Raw genomic sequence first — 17,324 nt, 5'->3', positions numbered from 1 at the left:
CATGGATGCCGACTTCCCTTGATGAATACGACTACATCGTGGTCGGCGCCGGGCCGGCCGGGTGTCTGCTGGCCAATCGGCTGTCGAGCAACCCGCAGCAGCGGGTGCTGCTGCTCGAAGCCGGTGGTCGCGATAACTATGCGTGGATTCATATCCCCGTGGGTTACCTGTTCTGCATCGGCAACCCGCGCACCGACTGGTGCTTCAAGACCGAAGCGCAACCGGGCCTGCAAGGCCGCACTCTCAGCTACCCGCGCGGCAAGGTGCTGGGCGGCTGCTCGTCGATCAATGGCATGATCTACATGCGCGGCCAGGCCGGCGATTACGACGGCTGGGCGGCCGACGGTAATCCTGGCTGGCGTTGGCAGGACGTGTTGCCGCTGTTCAAGCAAAGCGAAAACCACTTTGCCGGCGCCGCCGAATTTCACGGTGCCGCCGGGGAATGGCGAGTCGAACGCCAGCGCCTGTCGTGGCCGATTCTCGATGCCTTTCGCAGTGCCGCCGAACAAAGCGGCATCGCCAGCATCGACGACTTCAACCAGGGCGATAACGAAGGCTGCGGTTATTTCCAGGTCAATCAGAAGGCCGGCGTGCGCTGGAACGCGGCCAAGGCGTTTCTCAAACCGGTTCGCCAGCGCAGCAATCTCACGGTACTGACCGGCGTCGAAGTCGACCGCGTGCTGCTGGACAATGGCCGCGCAGCAGCGGTCAGCGCGCGATGGCAAGGTCAGGTGAAAACCTTCAGGGCGCGCAAGGAAATCGTCCTCTGTGCCGGCTCCATCGGTTCGCCGAGCATCCTGCAACGTTCGGGCATCGGCCCTCGCCCGCTGCTGGAGCGCCTGGGCATAGGCGTCGTCCATGAACTGCCCGGTGTCGGCGGCAACCTGCAGGATCACCTGCAACTGCGGCTGATCTACAAGCTGGAAAACGCGCGTACCCTGAACCAGATCGCCGGCAGCCTGTGGGGCAAGATGGGCATGGGTCTGCGTTACCTGTATGACCGCAGCGGCCCGCTGTCCATGGCGCCGAGCCAGTTGGGCGCCTTCGCCCGTTCAGGGCCGGAGCAGACTTCAGCCAATCTCGAGTACCACGTGCAACCGCTGTCCCTGGAGCGCTTTGGCGAACCGCTGCACGCCTTCCCGGCGTTCACCGCGTCCGTCTGTGATTTGCGCCCGCAGAGCCGAGGTCGCGTGGAAATCCGCTCTGCCGATCCGCAGCAGGCGCCACTGATTGAGCCCAACTATTTAAGCCACCCGGAAGACTTGCGGGTCGCCGCCGACGCCATTCGCCTGACCCGCCGCATCGTCGCTGCGCCGGCCCTGAAAGCCTTCAACCCGGTCGAGTACCTGCCCGGCGACAGCCTGCAAAGCGATGAGCAACTGCACGAAGCCGCCGCGCGGATCGGCACGACGATCTTCCATCCGGTCGGCACCTGCCGCATGGGCAATGACGCCGATGCCGTGGTCGATGCGCAACTCAAGGTCCATGGCATCCCCGGCCTGCGCATTGCCGATGCCTCGATCATGCCGCGTATCACCTCGGGCAACACCTGCTCGCCTACGCTGATGATCGCCGAGAAAGCGGCGCAACTGATCCTTACCCCTGCTGTAAACACAATCCCTGTGGGAGCGGGCTTGCTCGCGAAAGCGGTGGATCATTCAACTTGATGTTGAATGACACGACGCCTTCGCGAGCAAGCCCGCTCCCACAAGGGTCACATCAGGGTCACGGACACCGAGCATTACCTCTGAAATGGAACAGGCAACACCAGTGGAACAACAAAAACAATCACTGTGAGGGATACGCAATGTCAGAACACGTTCAGCCCCTGGAAGCCGCGCGCAGCACGAGCACCAGCCAGGAGACCCAGAAAGTCATCTTTGCCTCGTCCCTCGGGACGGTCTTCGAGTGGTACGACTTTTTCCTCTATGGCGCCCTCGCGGCGGTGATCAGCAAGCAGTTTTTCGCCGGGGTCAACGACACCACGGCATTCATCTTTGCCTTGATGGCCTTCGCTGCCGGCTTCATCGTCCGCCCATTCGGCGCCCTGGTGTTCGGGCGATTGGGAGACATGATCGGGCGCAAGTACACCTTCCTCGCCACCATCATCCTCATGGGCCTGGCGACCTTCTGCGTCGGACTGCTACCGACCTACGCCAGCATCGGCATCGCAGCGCCGATCATCCTGGTGGTGCTGCGCATGCTCCAGGGCCTGGCCCTGGGCGGTGAGTACGGCGGCGCCGCCACCTATGTCGCGGAACACGCGCCGATGGGCAAGCGCGGTTTCCACACCAGCTGGATTCAGTCCACCGCGACCCTGGGCCTGCTGCTGTCGCTGCTGGTAGTGCTGGGTTGCCGCTATTTCACTGGCGATCAGTTCGAAGTCTGGGGCTGGCGTATTCCGTTCCTGTTTTCCATCGTGCTGCTGGGCATCTCCACCTGGATTCGCCTGAGCCTGCACGAGTCCCCCGCCTTCGTGAAAATGAAAGAAGAAGGCAAGCTGTGCAAACAGCCGATCCGTGACTCGTTCGGCAAATGGGAAAACCTCAAGGTGGTGCTGATCGCCCTGTTCAGCATCAATGCCGGGCAAGCGGTGACCTTCTATGCCGCGCAATTCTATGTGCTGTTCTTCCTCACCCAGTTCCTGAGAATGGACCCGGCCGTGGCCAACGGCCTGCTGATCGTCAGCGTGACCATTGGCGCACCCTTCTTCATTTTCTTCGGCTGGCTGTCGGACAAGGTCGGGCGCAAGCCGATACTGATGCTCGGCCTGTTGCTCGCCACCGCACTGTATTTCCCGATCTTCAAGACCCTGGCCCACTACGCCAACCCGGCCATCGACCAGGCCAGCCGCCAGGCACCGATCACCGTACTGGCCGACCCGGCCACCTGCACCTTCCAGTTCGACCCGGTGGGCAAGGCGAAATTCGACAGCCCTTGTGACAAGGTCAAGACCTTCCTGGTCAAGCAGGGCCTGCCTTACCACAGCGAAGCCGCACCGGCCGGAAGTGGCGTGCAGATCAGCGTCGGTGACGTGCAGATCGACGGTTTCGACGAATCAGCCCTGCGTGGCGCGGTGACTCTCGCCGGTTATCCGCAACAGGCGGACATGCAGCAGATCAACAAACCAATGATTGTTGCCCTGATCGTCGCGCTGATCATCATCTCCGCCATGTGCTACGGACCGCTGGCTGCGCTGATGGTCGAACTGTTCCCGACCCGCATCCGCTACACCTCGATGTCCCTGCCCTACCACATCGGCAATGGCTGGTTCGGTGGATTCCTGCCGACTGTGTCGTTCGCCCTGGTGGTGTACACCGGGGATATTTTCTATGGGCTGTGGTATCCGGTGGTGATCACCGGAGTCAGCCTGGTGGTGGGTTTGCTGTGTCTGCGCGAGACGCGCAACGTCGATCTGGACAAGAACTGACGAGATCGGTCCTGGCGTTTACCCGTGGCGAGGGACTTCCCCTCGCCACGGTGAAGGTCCATAAGCGCACTTAAACCTCGGCGTCGAGCAGCTCGAACTTCACCTGATCCGGATAGAACGCCATGTATCCGCGAATCTGCTCTACCGACACCTTGGGGTCTTCGTAGCTCCACACCGCGTTGGCGCCTTCATGCCCCGGCACCTGCAGGCTGAAATAGCTGGCATCGCCCTTGTAGGGGCAATAACTGGTGTGATCGGTACGGGCAAAATACTTTTCGTCGATGTCCTCTCGCGGCACGTAGTACACCGACGGGTAATTGGCCTCCAGCAACACCAACGCACGAGCCGAAGCGGCCACCTGGATACCGTGGAACATCACCAGCAGGCAGCCGGGCTGCTCGGCAATGGTGATGACAGGACTGGGACTTGAGCTTTTCATGGAATACGCTCCTCATGACAAATGGCAACGCCCCGGACCAATGTGGGAGCGTGGCTTGCCCGCGATGGGCTGCGCAGCAGCCCCACAACCTGAGACCTCGAACAGTCAGGTATAACCCAAGTTTCGCAATCGCGAGTGCTTCAACGCCGAACGGGTGATAAACCCATCGCAACAAACAAGCTGTACATCCATACAGATAAAGATTGCCCCAACGCGCAGCAACCGCCATCCTGTGCACCTCACGCACATTGATCGACGATGGTGGTTATGCGGCTGTACCTCTGTGAAAAACCCTCCCAGGCCAAAGACATTGCGGCCGTGCTCGGTGCCAGGCGCCGGGGCGACGGCTGCTGGCTGGGAACGGACGTCACGGTCACCTGGTGCATCGGCCACCTGCTGGAAACCGCACCACCGGATGCCTATGACGCACGCTACAAGCGCTGGGTGCTGGCGGACCTGCCGATCATTCCGGACAAATGGAAGATGACCGTCAAGCCGCGTACCGCCAGCCAGTACAAAGCGGTCAAGCGCCTGCTCGGTGAAGCATCGGAATTGATCATCGCCACCGACGCCGACCGTGAAGGCGAGATGATTGCCCGGGAACTGGTCGAGCACTGTCGCTATCGCGGGCCGATCCGCCGGCTCTGGTTGTCGGCGCTGGACGACGCCTCGATCCGCAAGGCCCTGGCGGCACTCAAACCGGGGGCCGAGACCTTCAGCCTTTACCATTCGGCGCTGGGGCGCTCCCGGGCGGACTGGCTGATCGGCATGAACATGAGCCGGCTGTTCACCCTGCTGGGGCGCCAGTCCGGTTATCAGGGGGTGCTGCCGGTCGGCCGCGTGCAAACTCCGACCCTGCGCCTGGTGGTGGATCGCGACCGCAGCATTGCCGATTTCGTCCCCGTCGCCTACTGGGCCACCGACGTCAACCTGCTGCACGATGGCACGGCTTTCACCGCGCAATGGCGGGCGGCCTCCGAAGTCTGCGACGACCAGGACCGCTGCCTGAATCAGGCTCTGGCCCAACAAGCTGCGGCCGCCATGGCCGGCGCGGCCAGTGCCCGGGTGATCAAGCTGCGCACCGAGCGCATGCGCGAAGTGGCGCCGCTGCCATTCGACCTGGGCACCCTGCAGGAAGTCTGCTCGAAAAAACTCGGCCTCGGCGCCCAGGAAACCCTCGACATTGCCCAGGCCCTCTACGAAACCCACAAAGTCATCACCTACCCTCGCAGCGATTGTGGCTACCTGCCCCTCAGTCAGCACAGCGAAGCGCCGGCCATTCTGGCCGCGTTGCGCCAGGCCGACCCGGCACTGAACGCCCTGCACGACCACCTTGAGCCGCAGCGGCGCTCACGGGCCTGGAACGATGCCAAGGTCAGTGCCCACCATGGCATCATCCCCACCGCCGCCGCGAAGAACCTGGAACGTCTGACCGGCAAGCACCGTGCGGTCTACTCCCTGATTCGCGCGCGCTATCTGGCGCAGTTCCTGCCCAATCACGAATTCGATCGCACCCAGGCCGACTTCGACTGCGCCGGTGAAGCCTTGCGCGCCGTCGGCAAGCAGATCGTCGAGCCGGGCTGGAAACGCGCCCTGCCTGAAGCCCTGGCACCGGCCAAGGGCCGCGAGACGCCCGCACCGCAAACCCTGCCGAACCTGCGCGAAGGCATTGATTGCGCGGTTGCCGGCGTGCAGCTCAAGGACCTGTGGACGCAACCGCCCAAACCCTTCACCGAAGGCGATCTGATCAAGGCAATGAAGAACGTCGCCAAGCTGGTGGACGATCCGTTGCTCAAGCAAAAACTCAAGGACACCACCGGCATCGGCACCGAAGCGACACGCGCCTCGATCATCCAGGGCCTGCTCGACCGTGGTTATCTGGTCAAGAACGGCAAGGCTCTGGCCGCAACCCCGGCCGCCTTCAGCCTGATTGATGCCGTGCCCCGTGCAATCGCCGACCCGGGGACCACGGCCATCTGGGAACAGGCCCTGGACATGGTGCAGAGCGGCGAAATGAGCCTGGAGGAGTTCGTCACCAAACAAGCGGCGTGGATGAGCAAGCAGGTCAGTCGCTGCGCCGGCCTGAGCCTGACCATCAGCGGCCCACCTCCCAGCGGACGCGCCGCTACCCCCTGGAAGAGCAAACGCAAGAAAACCCAGCGCAAACCATCGAGCGCAGGCAAACGCGCGGCGAAACCGGCCAAGCCATAATTGCCCTGTGTCGCACTGCAAGCCAGGAGCCCGCCAGCATGCCCGAGATAGAACTGCACGCCGCGCAACGTGACGAACTGCAAATCATCGAGAACCTGATGCAGTTCTACACCTACGACTTCAGCGAGTGGTTGCCGCTAAAGCTGGGTCAACAGGGCTTTTTCAACATCCTGCCCATGCCGCATTACTGGAGAGACCCGGCGACACAGCCATTTCTGATCAGGGTCGACGGCGAGCTGGCCGGTTTCGTGACTGTGGATGACCGGACCCATTTGCCAGGCGCCCGGTACAACATCGGCTACCTGTTCGTCAGCCGCGGCTATCGTGGCCAGGGTGTCGGCAGATTTGTCATATCCACCCTCTTGAGCCAACTACCCGGTCAATGGCAGATTTTCCATATCGACGCGAACAAGCCGGCGCACCTGTTCTGGAGCGCCGTAATGCCCACCCTCGGCACGGGCCCGATCGCCCGGCATCAGCTGGTCATCGAGCACAATCGCTGCACCGTTTACCGCTTCGAGTCAGCCCCGCTCGCCCCCTGACGGGCATCATCCCTGCCCTCCCTGCTAATTCCGATCAGCTTTGTCCGACAATATGTAGTGCGTAAAAATATTCACTACAAAACCGTTGACTCGACCGATTTGGCCTTGCATGATGCAGACGTCTCCCCGATCGGGAGTACAGGCAACACGTTTGAGCAAGCTCGTCTGACCGCCGAGCTGTTTTTCCCGGATACACGCTGCCCACAAGGCAGATTGAAGAAGCTGACCTGGCCTGAACGTCCAGTACAAGGGCGAGAAGACTTGGCGAGCAATCCTCATGATGCTTGTGGCCGACCCTGAAAACGTCGGCAGTGGCCTGAAGGTTTTCGCCGCTTCTCTTCGTTGTGACGCTATTGCGTAGCAGTTATTCAACACGACTACATGCAACAGACGCAGGACCCCGCCAATTTGGCGGTCGAACGCTGACGTCCTGGTTTCGGTGCCAGGGATCAACTAACCGATGGGCTACCTGTATAGCGACTCAACTTTAGAAAGATCACCAATTGGTCAAGGGGCTTTATGATGAATCTGAACAATCAACCAACTATCGATGAACTGGCTCGTATGTTCGCTGCAAAGAAAGACAGCCACGACAACCATATTCTCTGGATCAGCAAGTGTGGCCAGGTTCACATCGACTGCCTGTCGCCGCACGCCCACGAAGCGGAGTTCGACCAGAACAACCAGAACCTGCTTGCCCGACTGAAGATGTACCGTCGCGGCCAGGGCTATGTCGGCAAGAAAGCGGCAGCTGACAAGGACTTCATCGCCAGTGTTCTGCAAACCCTGAAACAGGCGTGGAACTCGATGCAGAACAATAACGAAGTTCGGGTGATTGACCGGCTCTACTAATATCTAAATATCTAAAGGGCCTGCTCCTAATCAAGAGCAGGCCCTTTTTTATTGCCTGTCCTGCCGCCATCGCCAGCAGGCTGGCTCCCACAATGACTTATGGGGTTCACAAGATTTGCGTACGACCTCAAATCCTGTGGGAGCCAGCCTGCTGGCGCTGGAAGTACGTTTATGGGACCGCTTTTTCGACCTGCACGTGCAGGTGCCGATGCAGCAAATCGTCAGCGATCGCATACATGCAACCAACGGCGACCTGACCCGCCAACGCATCATGCTGACGACAGCGTACGACATGCTCGAGCGGCAACTGGCCAATACAACCTGGGTGGCCAGCCCCGACTTCAGCGTGGCCGACTGTGCAGCCGCGCCGGCGCTGTTCTATGCCAGCACGCTGGTGCCGTTCGGTGACACGCATCGGCAACTTGGCGCCTACTTTGAGCGGTTGATCAAGCGCCCGTCGGTACAGCGGGTCATCAATGAAGCCAGGCCTTACTTTGCCCTTTACCCGTTTGCCGAAGCAATCCCGGATCGGTTTCGCTAGCGGTCAACGAAAACGCCCCAGGCAATGCCTCGGGCGGCACGGCAAAAGCTGTCGTATGGAGTGACGACTACAGCGCGACATTTAATGGATTTGGTAGCCAAGCGCATCGAAATTGACAGCGACTGCAAACACGAAAGACTGGCATAAGGAGCCGTCGACCGGGTTCTGTGTGCTTGCAGGAAGAGAAAATGGCAGGGGCGGCTGGATTCGAACCAACGCATGGCAGGATCAAAACCTGCTGCCTTACCGCTTGGCGACGCCCCTGTATCTGTTGCGACGAGAGCCGGGCTCTCTTTTTGAACTGCCCGCTTTACAACTCCGTAAGAGCTGCTGCGAGAGTGGGCGCAAATTTACCAACTTCCTTGGCGCCTGTGAAGCTTTTTTTCACAAATTGTTTTTTAAAACAGGTGCTTACTGTACTTCAAAGGCTCTGCAGCACGCGCCCTGTCACCAAGGCCCTTTATTTTCACCTGACAAATCAAGGCAATTATCCACGCCTTGCAACGGGGTAGTCATAAAGCCGTCGGGGCCACGCATGCACGCCTCGAAGGTGTGCTACGTTGTAAGTAGGAGTGTGTGGAAGCCTTGTCATGAACACTTGGCACCTACCCCCGCTGCCACTCGCCTGCAAGCACCGGGCCGCACTTTCCCCCTTGACCGCTTTGCGGTCCAGCCAGGCTGCCAGGCTTTTCTTTCCTCTCGGGGGGATAGGCAATGATTGCGCAATACTCTTTCACGGCCACTTGAGGACACGCAATTGAAAGGCAAACTGATCGCTGCCATCGTCACCGTCCTGGTCGCCGGCACCGCGATTTATGGGGTGAACACCTGGAAAGTGGTGGATAACCAGCGGCAAGAGGCGGTATGCAGGGCCGCGCAGCAACATATCAAAATCCTCGAAACCCAGGCACGGGCCATGGCCGCAGGGCTGTCGGTAGAAGCCTATGCCGAAGCCGAAAAGGCTGAAGCAGGCAAACTGGTTCGCGCGCTCGATACCGCGAAGAACGAAGCGGAGGTCGATGCCGTCATCGAACAGCATGCCACCGTTATCCAGGCGCAAATCGTCGCTGAAGACGCAGAAGTCGAATCCCGGGGCGAACAGCCGTTCCTTGGCCAGGAACTGAAAAAACAACGCATCCCGACTGACGTCAAACAGGAATTCAAGCGCGCCGAAAAAGCTGTCAACGATGCCTGTAGCTAGAAATCCGTTTCAGTCGCTACATGATTTTCGAATGCGTCTAGACTTCGTCAACGGCAGGTTGCAGCCGTAATCCGTACTGACGGCAGACGGAAACGAGGACGCCCATACTTTGAAAAATCCAGCCATCTGCACCATAGGCGGCCTGCTGCTTTCGATGGAGGCGTTCGCCACCGGAATCATGCCTGTGTTCGATATGGACTTCACAAGGTCAGCGACTGAAACACTGAAAAAAATAGGCATCCACGACGCCTGTATCATCAAGGCAGCAAACCCCACCGCGTTCACTTATTGCCGGGAAGGTTCTACTACCCTGTGGCAGTATCAGGCGCTGGACCTGGAACAACTGGACAAGGTCCACGGTGATGCTCCGCAGTCTTCGAAAGCGTATCTGCCCATCAGCGTAAAGGAAGTTGATAGCGTCGCCTGCCTGGACGAACACGAGACATCGTCAGCTGTACAGGTAATGTCTCACTGGTTTGCCCTCGTGGTGTTTATCCTTTCCCTGCTGGTCGGCGTGCACCAGACCTTGCGGGTCATCCAGCATCGGCGCAATAACCCCACCGGGTTTTCACCTCCCCACCTGCACGGCACGAGCCCATCCCTGCCAGGGTTCGACACCTTGGCGACCACCAAAGCCCTGGCAGCGTTTACCCTTGCCGTGACCGTGGCAATTGTCTACTTCAGCTACACAGGGTTTTAACAGGAGCCGAGCGCGCCGTTGCGGCGCGCCCGAAGGTCTTAGTGGGGCGCGCGAGGAATGGTCTTGAGCAGGTCTTCGGGACTGATGTGCCCCACCACGCTGCCCGGTTGCGGCAGGTTGAGGATGTGACCCTTCATCTTGCCGATGATGTGCATCTCGCAAGGCTTGCAGTCGAACTTCAGGGTCAAAACTTCATCCCCGTGGATCAATTGCATCGGCGCGACCTTGGTGCGCACACCGGTGACGCCCTTGGCCTGTTTCGGGCACAGGTTGAAGGAGAAACGCAGGCAGTGCTTGGTGATCATCACCGGCACTTCGCCAGTTTCCTCGTGAGCCTCGTAGGCCGCGTCGATCAGCTTGACGCCATGGCGATGATAGAAGTCCCGGGCCTTCTGGTTGTAGACGTTGGCCAGGAACGACAGGTGCGACTCCGGATACACCGGTGGTGGCGTGGTTTCGGCCTTGCGGCTGCCGCGCGGGTGAGCGGCGATCCGCGCTTGGGTCAAGGCGTCGATCACTTCACGGCGCAAGGCCTTGAGCTGCGAGTTGGGGATGAAGTACGCCTGCGGCGCGTCAAGCTTGATGTCAGTGGCGTGGTATTGCGTGGTACCCAGCTGGCCAAGCAGATCCTGCAATTGCTCCAGTGCCTGTTCCGGTTTGTTGGCGGCGCCGAACGGGCCAGCCAGGGTGACGCTGGCGCTGATGCCCTCTTCGCTGGTAGCAGTCAATTCCAGCTGTTCTTCACGCAGGCGAGCAACCCAGCTCAAAGCGATGCGACGCTCGGCGGAGGTCTTTTGCAACGCCTGCTGCCAGTTGTGATCAAGGTTGCGATTGAGCGGATGGTTGGGGCGCAGCTTGTACATCCCCTCCGGCATTTCGTTGGGCTCGACGCGATAGCGATAACGCTTCTCGCCGTCCTCCTCGAATTCGCCTTTGGGTTCGGCGATGTTGGCGCGAAAACCCACCACTTCACGCTTGACCAGCACGTTGAGGCCGTCGCCGTTGGACAGCGGCTCGTGGGTCACGACCTGCATGTCACGCTTGGCGACTTTCTCGACCACTCCCACTGGCAAACCAGTGAAGGTCGGCGAGTCAAAGGCGCCGATATCGATCTTGCGGTCAGTGACGAAATAATCGGTGCTGCCACGGTGGAAGGTTTTTTCCGGGTCAGGCAGGAAAAAGTGCGCGGTGCGGCCACTGGAGGCTCGGGCCAGGTCCGGGCGATCTTCGAGCACGGCGTCAAGGCGCTGACGATAGTAGGCAGTGATGTTTTTCACATAGCCCATGTCCTTGTAGCGGCCTTCGATCTTGAACGAGCGCACGCCGGCCTCGACCAGGGCGCGGATGTTGGCGCTCTGGTTGTTGTCCTTCATCGACAGCAGGTGCTTTTCGTAGGCGATCACGCCGCCTTTTTCGTCTTTGAGGGTGTACGGCAGGCGGCAGGCCTGGGAGCAGTCGCCACGGTTGGCGCTGCGCCCGGTCTGCGCATGGGAGATGTTGCACTGACCGGAGAACGCCACGCACAAGGCGCCATGGATGAAGAACTCGATGGCCGCGTCAGTCTCGTCGGCAATGGAGCGGATCTCCTGAAGGTTCAGCTCGCGAGCCAGAACCAATTGGGAGAAGCCAGCCTGATCAAGGAACTTGGCCCGCTCCAGGGTGCGGATATCGGTCTGGGTACTGGCGTGCAGCTCGATAGGCGGGATGTCCAGCTCCATCACTCCCAGGTCCTGGACGATCAGCGCATCGACACCGGCATCGTACAACTGATGGATCAGCTTGCGCGCCGGCTCCAGTTCGTTGTCGTGCAGGATGGTGTTGATGGTGGTGAACACCCGCGCATGATAACGACGGGCGAATTCCACCAATTCGGCGATATCACTCACTTCGTTGCAGGCGTTGTGGCGCGCGCCGAAGCTCGGGCCACCGATGTAGATGGCATCGGCGCCATGCAGGATCGCCTCGCGGGCAATGGCCACATCGCGGGCGGGGCTGAGCAATTCCAGGTGATGCTTGGGCAGGGACATATTTTTTTAGTCAGGCTTGTCACGGTCGAGGCGTGCATTGTAGCGGTGAAACGCCCAACCGGCACCTTGTGCTGCCAGGTGGTGTTTCTAACCTGACCTGCGCCATTCCCTGTAGGAGCGAGCACGCTCGCGATGGACGTCAACGATGACGCGGGCATCCTGTATGCCCAGGTCGCCCTTATGCTCTTCGCGAGCATGCTCGCTCCTACAGGATTTGCGTGTATCGCAGCTATCAGGCCTTGGCCGCCATCGCGGTCACTTCCACGCGCATGCCTTCCACCGCCAACGAGGCAACCCCGACAGCAGCGCGAACCGGCCATGGCTTGGCGAAGTAGCGCTTGTAGACTTCGTTGAACGCGGCGCGGTCAGCCATGTCGGTGAGGTAGATGGTCAGGTGCATCACGCGGTCCATCGAGCTGCCGGCACGCTCCAGCGCGACCTTCAGCGCTTGCAGGGTGCATTCGCTCTGCAGGGTAATGTCACCCAGTTCCAGGCTGCCGTCGGCACGGGTCGGGATCTGGGTGGAGACCAGCACGCCAGCGAAACCGACGACGTCGGAAGAAATCGAGTCCGCATCGGGATCGGGAGTGAAGGTGATGTCTTGATTGGCCATGGAGATTCTCTTGCTTGATGTAGTTAAGCCATATGCAGCGAGGTGACTGACAATGCGTGGCAGGATACCGCGCATCACCACGCAGGAAAAATCCATGACGCTTGTTTGATGAGTTTTGCTACCCAGGCGTGTAGCACTCGGTAACACGCAAGCCCTGATGTGGTGCATCTTTTTCAACGATGCGCCGCCCACCACCTCACGCCGCCTGCTCCCACCCGCCATGGCGTACTTTGTGCATCTAAATGCGACCCCAACTGCCTGAAGTCGCCATGCGCCCCAAGGAACTGAAACACTGGACCACCGGTGTAGCCCACCTGCTCGACCTGCCTCCCGGGCAGGCGCGCCTGTCGGGTTTGAGCCACTGGCTCCGGCAAATCTGCCCGGTCGATCATTTCGTGTTGTTTGTCTATGAAGGCAATCACCGGCCGCTGGCATTGTTCGATACGTTTTCGGCGGACAGGCGTGCGGTGTACGTTGACGACTACCAGTGCGGGCCTTACCTGCTCGACCCCTTCTACCTGGCCTGCACCCGCGGGCAGGCACCGGGGCTGTGGCGCTTGCGCCAGTTCGCCCCCGACCACTTCTACCTCGGCGAGTACTTCCTGACCTATTACCAGCAAACCGGCCTCGCCGAGGAAGTGGCGTTTTTCGTCGACCTGGGCGATGGCGCCATGGCGGTACTGTCGTTGATGCGCTCCAGTGCCAGCTGTGCGTTCAGCCGGGACGAAATGCAACTGATCGAGTGCGCGCAAGCGGTGGTCGAGCAGGTCATCAATGAAGCCTGGCGCCTGCGCAAGGCCCAGCAACCGCGTCCGGCGCAAGACCTGGATTTCAAGATCCGCGAAGCCTTCGACCATTTTGGCGCCCACATCCTCACCGGCCGCGAGCAGGAAATCGTCCAACTGCTGCTGCGCGGCCACTCCAGCGCCTCGGTGGCCGAACAACTGAACATCAGCCCCGGCACGGTGAAGATTCATCGCAAGAATATCTACGCCAAACTGGGGATTGGCAGCCAGTCGGAGTTGTTGGGGTTGTTTATCCGGGAGTTGACGGAAGATCCGTTGCAGACGCCCGGGCTCAAGCTGCAAGCCTGAGATCTGTCAGTCAACAGAAAACTCCTGTGGGAGCGGGCTTGCTCGCGAAAGCGATATTTCAGCCGACACATAAGTTGCCTGACACACCGCTTTCGCGAGCCAGCCCGCTCCCACAGGTCAATCGGTGATCTGGAGATTGTGGTCAGGGCGGTTCAATCTGATCCAAGGCCCGGTTCGCTGCCAACTCACCCAACATGATCACTTGCGCGATGCCCAGCAGTGCATTGCGGCTTGTCCCCTCCAGATGATCCACCAGATCGTTGGCCTTGAGCCCATCGTCGGAACGCCGCCCGGAGCAAGCTCGCTCCTACAACAATCCCCCTCCTATCCCCCAAGGGATATATACACCGCAAATCCCCGATTGCTAGTTTGGCCCCCGACGCACTGATTCATCACTGCAAGGGAGCCCGGCTCGTGAACAACAGCGTGAACGACACCCCACCAAGCGATATCGAATTCTGCAATGTGGTCAAACGCTATGGCGATGTGCAGGCCGTCAACGGCCTGGATTTCGCGGTGCAGCGTGGCTCGTTTCACTCCTTTCTCGGTGGCTCCGGCTGTGGCAAGACCACCACCTTGCGCATGATCGCAGGGTTCGAACAACCCACCAGCGGCGAAGTGCGCCTGGCCGGTAAAAGCGTTGCCGGAGTACCGGCCTTTAAAAGACCGGTGAACATGGTGTTCCAGCATTACGCGCTGTTTCCGCACCTGACTGTGGCGCAGAACATTGCCTACGGCCTGCGCTATCGCACCCCGCGCCCGGACAAGAAACAACAACTGCGCATGGCCGATGAAGCGTTGGAGATGGTGCGCCTGAGCGGCTTCGGTCAGCGCAAGCCGAGTGAACTGTCCGGCGGCCAACAACAACGTGTCGCCCTCGCCCGCGCCCTGGTCAACAAGCCGACGGTGTTGCTGCTTGACGAGCCGCTGGCGGCGCTGGACCGCAAGCTGCGCAAGGAGATGCAATCGGAACTGCTGCGTTTGCAGCGCGAGGTCGGCATCACCTTCGTACTGGTCACCCACGACCAGGAAGAAGCCCTGTCGATGAGCGACAGCATCAGCGTGATGCACAACGGTTCGATCATCCAGACCGCCACCCCGGAACAACTTTACGAAGCCCCGGCCAGCCGTTACGTCGCTGACTTCATCGGCGAATCCAACCTGTTCGACGGCACCGTGCGCCAGCTCAACGGCAACTGCGTGGTGCTGCGCACCGAGCAAGGGCTGGAACTGACCAGCCCCCTCACCCCCACCGGCAAAGCCCTGAGCGCCAACACTGCCGGTTGCATCGCCGTGCGCCCAGAGCTAATCAGCATCGCCGGCGCCAATGTCGAGATGACCCGGGAAGTGAAGCTGCAGGGTTCTGTCGAGGACCGCATCTACCTGGGCAACTCCACCGAATACCGCGTGCGAACCCAGGCCTTCGGCGTGGTCTGCGTGCGTGTACCGCGCCAGCAGGATCACGGCGCCAACGCATTCGAACACGGCGCGCCAGTGCGCGTCGGCTGGGATCACGCCAATGGCCTGGCCATGGCGTTGTAAATCATCGATTCGTTTCATCAACCGGATGTGGAGCGTGCTATGGACCAGAAGACTTTTATAAAAACCCTGCGCAGCTGGCAGAACGGCTCGATCAGCCGCCGCGAGTTCCTTGGTCGCACCGGCCTTGGCATCGCTGCCGCCGTGGTCGCCACCAACATGCCCGGCCTGCTGACCTCCACCGCGCAAGCCGCCGAACAAGGCAAGCTGGGTGATCGCCTGTCACTGGCGACCTGGCCGAACTACCACAGCCAGGAAAACCTCGACGCCTTCGGCAAGACCACGGGTGCCCGGGTGTCGATGAGCGTGTTCGGCTCCAACGAAGAAATGCTCGCCAAACTGCAGGCCGGCGGCAGCGGTTGGGATGTGCTGGTGCCCACCAACTACACCATCAGTACTTACGTCGGCCTGGGCCTGATCGAGCCGCTGGACCTGTCGCGCATTCCCAATTTCGACGCCTCGGCGTTCCAGCAGAAATTCATGGCCCAGGGCACGGTGGACGGCAAAGTCTACGCGGTGCCGAAAAACTGGGGCACCACCGGCATGCTCTACGACACCGGCAAACTGAAAAACGGCCCGACCAGCTGGAAGGAGTTCTGGGCCGCCGCCCAAGGCCCCGCCAGCGGCCGCACGATCGTCCACGACTACCAGTTGACCGCCATCGGTAACGCCCTGAAAAGCTTCGGCTACAGCTTCAATTCCCTGGACCCGAAGGAACTGGCCGACGCGGAAAAACTGCTGATCGAGGCCAAGCCGCATCTGTTTGCGATCAACTCCGACATCCAGCCGTCGATGCGCAGCGGCGATGCCTGGCTGGCGATGTCCTGGACCGGCGACGCTTCGCAACTGCACCGCGACAACCCGCAGATGCAGTTCGAACTGGGCAAGGAAGGTGGCGAACTGTGGAGCGACTTCTTCGCCATCCCCAAAAGCTCGGAGCACAAGGATGCTGCGTATGCCTTCATCAACTACCTGCTTGATCCACAGCACAACAAGCTCGAAGTGTTGAGCCACGGCTACCCGAGCGGCGACAAGCGCGTCGACGCCCTGCTGCCGAGCGCCATGCTTAACGATCCGATCATGTACCCGGCCGCCGAAGCCCTCAGCCCGCTGGAGTTCGGAGCAGCTGCCACGCTGACCAGTCCGGCACGCGCCGAGTTGATGGCGCGTTTCAAGTCCGCCTGATCGCTTGACCATGGCCAATGAGGAGCCGTCAATGAACGCCGCCGCCCACCCGCAAACGGTGCAGCCGGGCCTTGCCCTGTCGGTCGAGGTGCGCCAACGGCGCAGCCTGGGCCGACGCATCACCCTGCTGATGCTCTTGCCTTCGACCCTGTGGTTCCTGCTGCTGTTGCTGATGCCGCTGGTCATCATCCTGGTCTTCAGCTTCGGTGAGCGCAGCGCCGTGGGCGGATACGCCGGTGGCTTCACCCTGGCCAACTACCTGAACCTCGGCTCCCGCGGCGCGGCCTTCAGCAATACGCTGATGCTGGCGCCGCTGGGCACCCTGGTATGCCTGGTGGCGGCGTATCCATTGGCGTACTTCCTGGCGGTCAAGGTCACCAGGAACCGCTCGCTGCTGCTGACGCTGGTGATCGTGCCGTTCTGGACCAGTTTTTTGATCCGCACCTACGCCTGGATTTTCATCCTCAGCGGCAAGGGCATCCCGGCGCTGCTGGCCAGCCTGGGCCTTGAGGATGTGCGGCTGATCAACACGCCTTGGGCGGTGCTGATCGGCATCGTCTACGGCTACCTGCCGCTGATGGTGTTCCCGATCTACGTCAGCCTGGAAAAACTCGACAAGCGCCTGCTCGAAGCCTCCGCGGACCTGGGCGCCAGTGCCTTCGAAAGCTTCCGTCGGATCACCCTGCCGCTGTCCGCGCCGGGGATCATCACCGGGGTGATGCTGGTGTTCATCCTGTTGATGGGCGAGTTCCTGATCCCGGCCATTCTCGGCGGCGGCAAGGTGTTCTTTGTCGGCAACGCCCTGGTCGACCTGTTCCTGCAATCGCGCAACTGGCCGTTCGGCAGTGCGCTGGCCATGACGTTGGTGGCGATGATGCTGCTGATCATCGGCGTGTATCTGAAACTGGTGGCGCGCTACGGCGGCCGCCCTGCCGACGGAGGCCTGTGAC

General features: G+C 60.7%; 14 protein-coding genes, 1 tRNA gene and 2 pseudogenes. 12 read left to right on the top strand and 5 right to left on the bottom strand.

Features of this window, described 5'->3' with window-relative positions; all coding sequences use genetic code 11:
- Positions 1 to 5 precede the first annotated feature (5 nt).
- Entirely contained in the window at positions 6 to 1,667 is a 1,662-nt protein-coding gene (locus KW839_RS07390; RefSeq protein WP_060540421.1) for a GMC family oxidoreductase, read from the top strand.
- Between the two features lie 140 nt (positions 1,668 to 1,807).
- Positions 1,808 to 3,430 carry an MFS transporter gene (locus KW839_RS07385; RefSeq protein WP_218423876.1) on the top strand — a complete coding sequence of 541 codons (1,623 nt, stop codon included), beginning with the start codon at positions 1,808 to 1,810 and terminating at the stop codon, positions 3,428 to 3,430.
- Between the two features lie 70 nt (positions 3,431 to 3,500).
- Here the strand turns inward: KW839_RS07385 and KW839_RS07380 are convergent, their stop codons facing one another.
- The gene (locus KW839_RS07380; protein WP_060540419.1) at positions 3,501 to 3,869 is read right to left on the bottom strand and encodes a DUF427 domain-containing protein; all 369 of its coding nucleotides are present in this window, start codon (positions 3,867 to 3,869) and stop codon (positions 3,501 to 3,503) included.
- Positions 3,870 to 4,136: 267 nt separating this feature from the next.
- Here KW839_RS07380 and KW839_RS07375 point away from each other — a divergent pair, with 267 nt between their 5' ends.
- The 4 genes and pseudogenes from KW839_RS07375 to KW839_RS07360 all read left to right on the top strand — a co-directional run.
- Positions 4,137 to 6,080, top strand: coding sequence for a DNA topoisomerase III (locus tag KW839_RS07375; RefSeq protein ID WP_256352561.1), 1,944 nt, complete (start codon positions 4,137 to 4,139; stop codon positions 6,078 to 6,080).
- Positions 6,081 to 6,118: 38 nt separating this feature from the next.
- Positions 6,119 to 6,622: a GNAT family N-acetyltransferase gene (locus KW839_RS07370; protein ID WP_218423874.1), complete on the top strand. Its 504-nt coding sequence runs from the start codon at positions 6,119 to 6,121 to the stop codon at positions 6,620 to 6,622.
- Between the two features lie 522 nt (positions 6,623 to 7,144).
- Positions 7,145 to 7,474, top strand: coding sequence for a hypothetical protein (locus tag KW839_RS07365; RefSeq protein ID WP_060540416.1), 330 nt, complete (start codon positions 7,145 to 7,147; stop codon positions 7,472 to 7,474).
- Between the two features lie 154 nt (positions 7,475 to 7,628).
- A pseudogene (locus KW839_RS07360) lies at positions 7,629 to 8,015 on the top strand (glutathione S-transferase family protein); the annotation flags it as partial.
- Between the two features lie 189 nt (positions 8,016 to 8,204).
- Here KW839_RS07360 and KW839_RS07355 read toward each other — a convergent pair.
- A tRNA-Gln gene (locus tag KW839_RS07355) sits at positions 8,205 to 8,279 on the bottom strand.
- Positions 8,280 to 8,772: 493 nt separating this feature from the next.
- Between KW839_RS07355 and KW839_RS07350 the strand changes: the two genes are divergently transcribed.
- Together KW839_RS07350 and KW839_RS07345 are read left to right on the top strand one after the other, a co-directional pair.
- A complete protein-coding gene (locus KW839_RS07350) occupies positions 8,773 to 9,216 on the top strand; it encodes a hypothetical protein (RefSeq protein ID WP_060540415.1) in 444 nt (147 codons plus the stop codon).
- Positions 9,217 to 9,325: 109 nt separating this feature from the next.
- Positions 9,326 to 9,916, top strand: coding sequence for a hypothetical protein (locus KW839_RS07345; protein WP_256352560.1), 591 nt, complete (start codon positions 9,326 to 9,328; stop codon positions 9,914 to 9,916).
- Positions 9,917 to 9,954: 38 nt separating this feature from the next.
- Here KW839_RS07345 and KW839_RS07340 read toward each other — a convergent pair whose 3' ends face one another.
- Together KW839_RS07340 and KW839_RS07335 are read right to left on the bottom strand one after the other, a co-directional pair.
- Positions 9,955 to 11,943 (bottom strand): U32 family peptidase, encoded by a 1,989-nt coding sequence (locus KW839_RS07340; RefSeq protein ID WP_218423873.1) that lies wholly within the window; start codon positions 11,941 to 11,943, stop codon positions 9,955 to 9,957.
- A 232-nt stretch (positions 11,944 to 12,175) separates the two neighbouring features.
- The gene (locus tag KW839_RS07335) at positions 12,176 to 12,556 is read right to left on the bottom strand and encodes a RidA family protein (RefSeq protein WP_060540413.1); all 381 of its coding nucleotides are present in this window, start codon (positions 12,554 to 12,556) and stop codon (positions 12,176 to 12,178) included.
- 269 nt (positions 12,557 to 12,825) lie between these two features.
- On the opposite strand from KW839_RS07335, the gene KW839_RS07330 reads away from it, so the two are divergent.
- The gene (locus KW839_RS07330; protein ID WP_060540412.1) at positions 12,826 to 13,650 is read left to right on the top strand and encodes a response regulator transcription factor; all 825 of its coding nucleotides are present in this window, start codon (positions 12,826 to 12,828) and stop codon (positions 13,648 to 13,650) included.
- A 142-nt stretch (positions 13,651 to 13,792) separates the two neighbouring features.
- Here the strand turns inward: KW839_RS07330 and KW839_RS28055 are convergent.
- Positions 13,793 to 13,918: pseudogene (locus KW839_RS28055) on the bottom strand (DUF6124 family protein); the annotation flags it as partial.
- Between the two features lie 146 nt (positions 13,919 to 14,064).
- Here KW839_RS28055 and KW839_RS07325 point away from each other — a divergent pair.
- The 3 genes from KW839_RS07325 to KW839_RS07315 are packed head-to-tail and all read left to right on the top strand — an operon-like array spanning position 14,065 to position 17,323.
- The gene (locus KW839_RS07325; RefSeq protein ID WP_236707800.1) at positions 14,065 to 15,192 is read left to right on the top strand and encodes an ABC transporter ATP-binding protein; all 1,128 of its coding nucleotides are present in this window, start codon (positions 14,065 to 14,067) and stop codon (positions 15,190 to 15,192) included.
- 39 nt (positions 15,193 to 15,231) lie between these two features.
- Positions 15,232 to 16,374 (top strand): PotD/PotF family extracellular solute-binding protein, encoded by a 1,143-nt coding sequence (locus KW839_RS07320; RefSeq protein ID WP_218423872.1) that lies wholly within the window; start codon positions 15,232 to 15,234, stop codon positions 16,372 to 16,374.
- Positions 16,375 to 16,405: 31 nt separating this feature from the next.
- The gene (locus KW839_RS07315) at positions 16,406 to 17,323 is read left to right on the top strand and encodes an ABC transporter permease (RefSeq protein WP_060541937.1); all 918 of its coding nucleotides are present in this window, start codon (positions 16,406 to 16,408) and stop codon (positions 17,321 to 17,323) included.
- The last annotated feature ends 1 nt before the right edge of the window (position 17,324 follow it).

This window comes from Pseudomonas sp. PDM31, from assembly GCF_019218965.1.
GTDB lineage: Bacteria > Pseudomonadota > Gammaproteobacteria > Pseudomonadales > Pseudomonadaceae > Aquipseudomonas.
The sequence above is the reverse complement of the archived record's forward strand: the minus strand, read 5'-3'. Positions and strand labels throughout refer to the sequence as shown.

What these genes read in the sequence shown, in the direction of transcription:
- KW839_RS07390 (WP_060540421.1), top strand. Translation starts at nt 6, where the DNA reads ATGCCGACTTCCCTTGATGAATACGACTACATCGTGGTCGGCGCCGGG.
- KW839_RS07385 (WP_218423876.1), top strand. Translation starts at nt 1,808, where the DNA reads ATGTCAGAACACGTTCAGCCCCTGGAAGCCGCGCGCAGCACGAGCACC.
- KW839_RS07380 (WP_060540419.1), bottom strand. Translation starts at nt 3,869, where the DNA reads ATGAAAAGCTCAAGTCCCAGTCCTGTCATCACCATTGCCGAGCAGCCC.
- KW839_RS07375 (WP_256352561.1), top strand. Translation starts at nt 4,137, where the DNA reads ATGCGGCTGTACCTCTGTGAAAAACCCTCCCAGGCCAAAGACATTGCG.
- KW839_RS07370 (WP_218423874.1), top strand. Translation starts at nt 6,119, where the DNA reads ATGCCCGAGATAGAACTGCACGCCGCGCAACGTGACGAACTGCAAATC.
- KW839_RS07365 (WP_060540416.1), top strand. Translation starts at nt 7,145, where the DNA reads ATGAATCTGAACAATCAACCAACTATCGATGAACTGGCTCGTATGTTC.
- KW839_RS07340 (WP_218423873.1), bottom strand. Translation starts at nt 11,943, where the DNA reads ATGTCCCTGCCCAAGCATCACCTGGAATTGCTCAGCCCCGCCCGCGAT.
- KW839_RS07335 (WP_060540413.1), bottom strand. Translation starts at nt 12,556, where the DNA reads ATGGCCAATCAAGACATCACCTTCACTCCCGATCCCGATGCGGACTCG.
- KW839_RS07330 (WP_060540412.1), top strand. Translation starts at nt 12,826, where the DNA reads ATGCGCCCCAAGGAACTGAAACACTGGACCACCGGTGTAGCCCACCTG.
- KW839_RS07320 (WP_218423872.1), top strand. Translation starts at nt 15,232, where the DNA reads ATGGACCAGAAGACTTTTATAAAAACCCTGCGCAGCTGGCAGAACGGC.
- KW839_RS07315 (WP_060541937.1), top strand. Translation starts at nt 16,406, where the DNA reads ATGAACGCCGCCGCCCACCCGCAAACGGTGCAGCCGGGCCTTGCCCTG.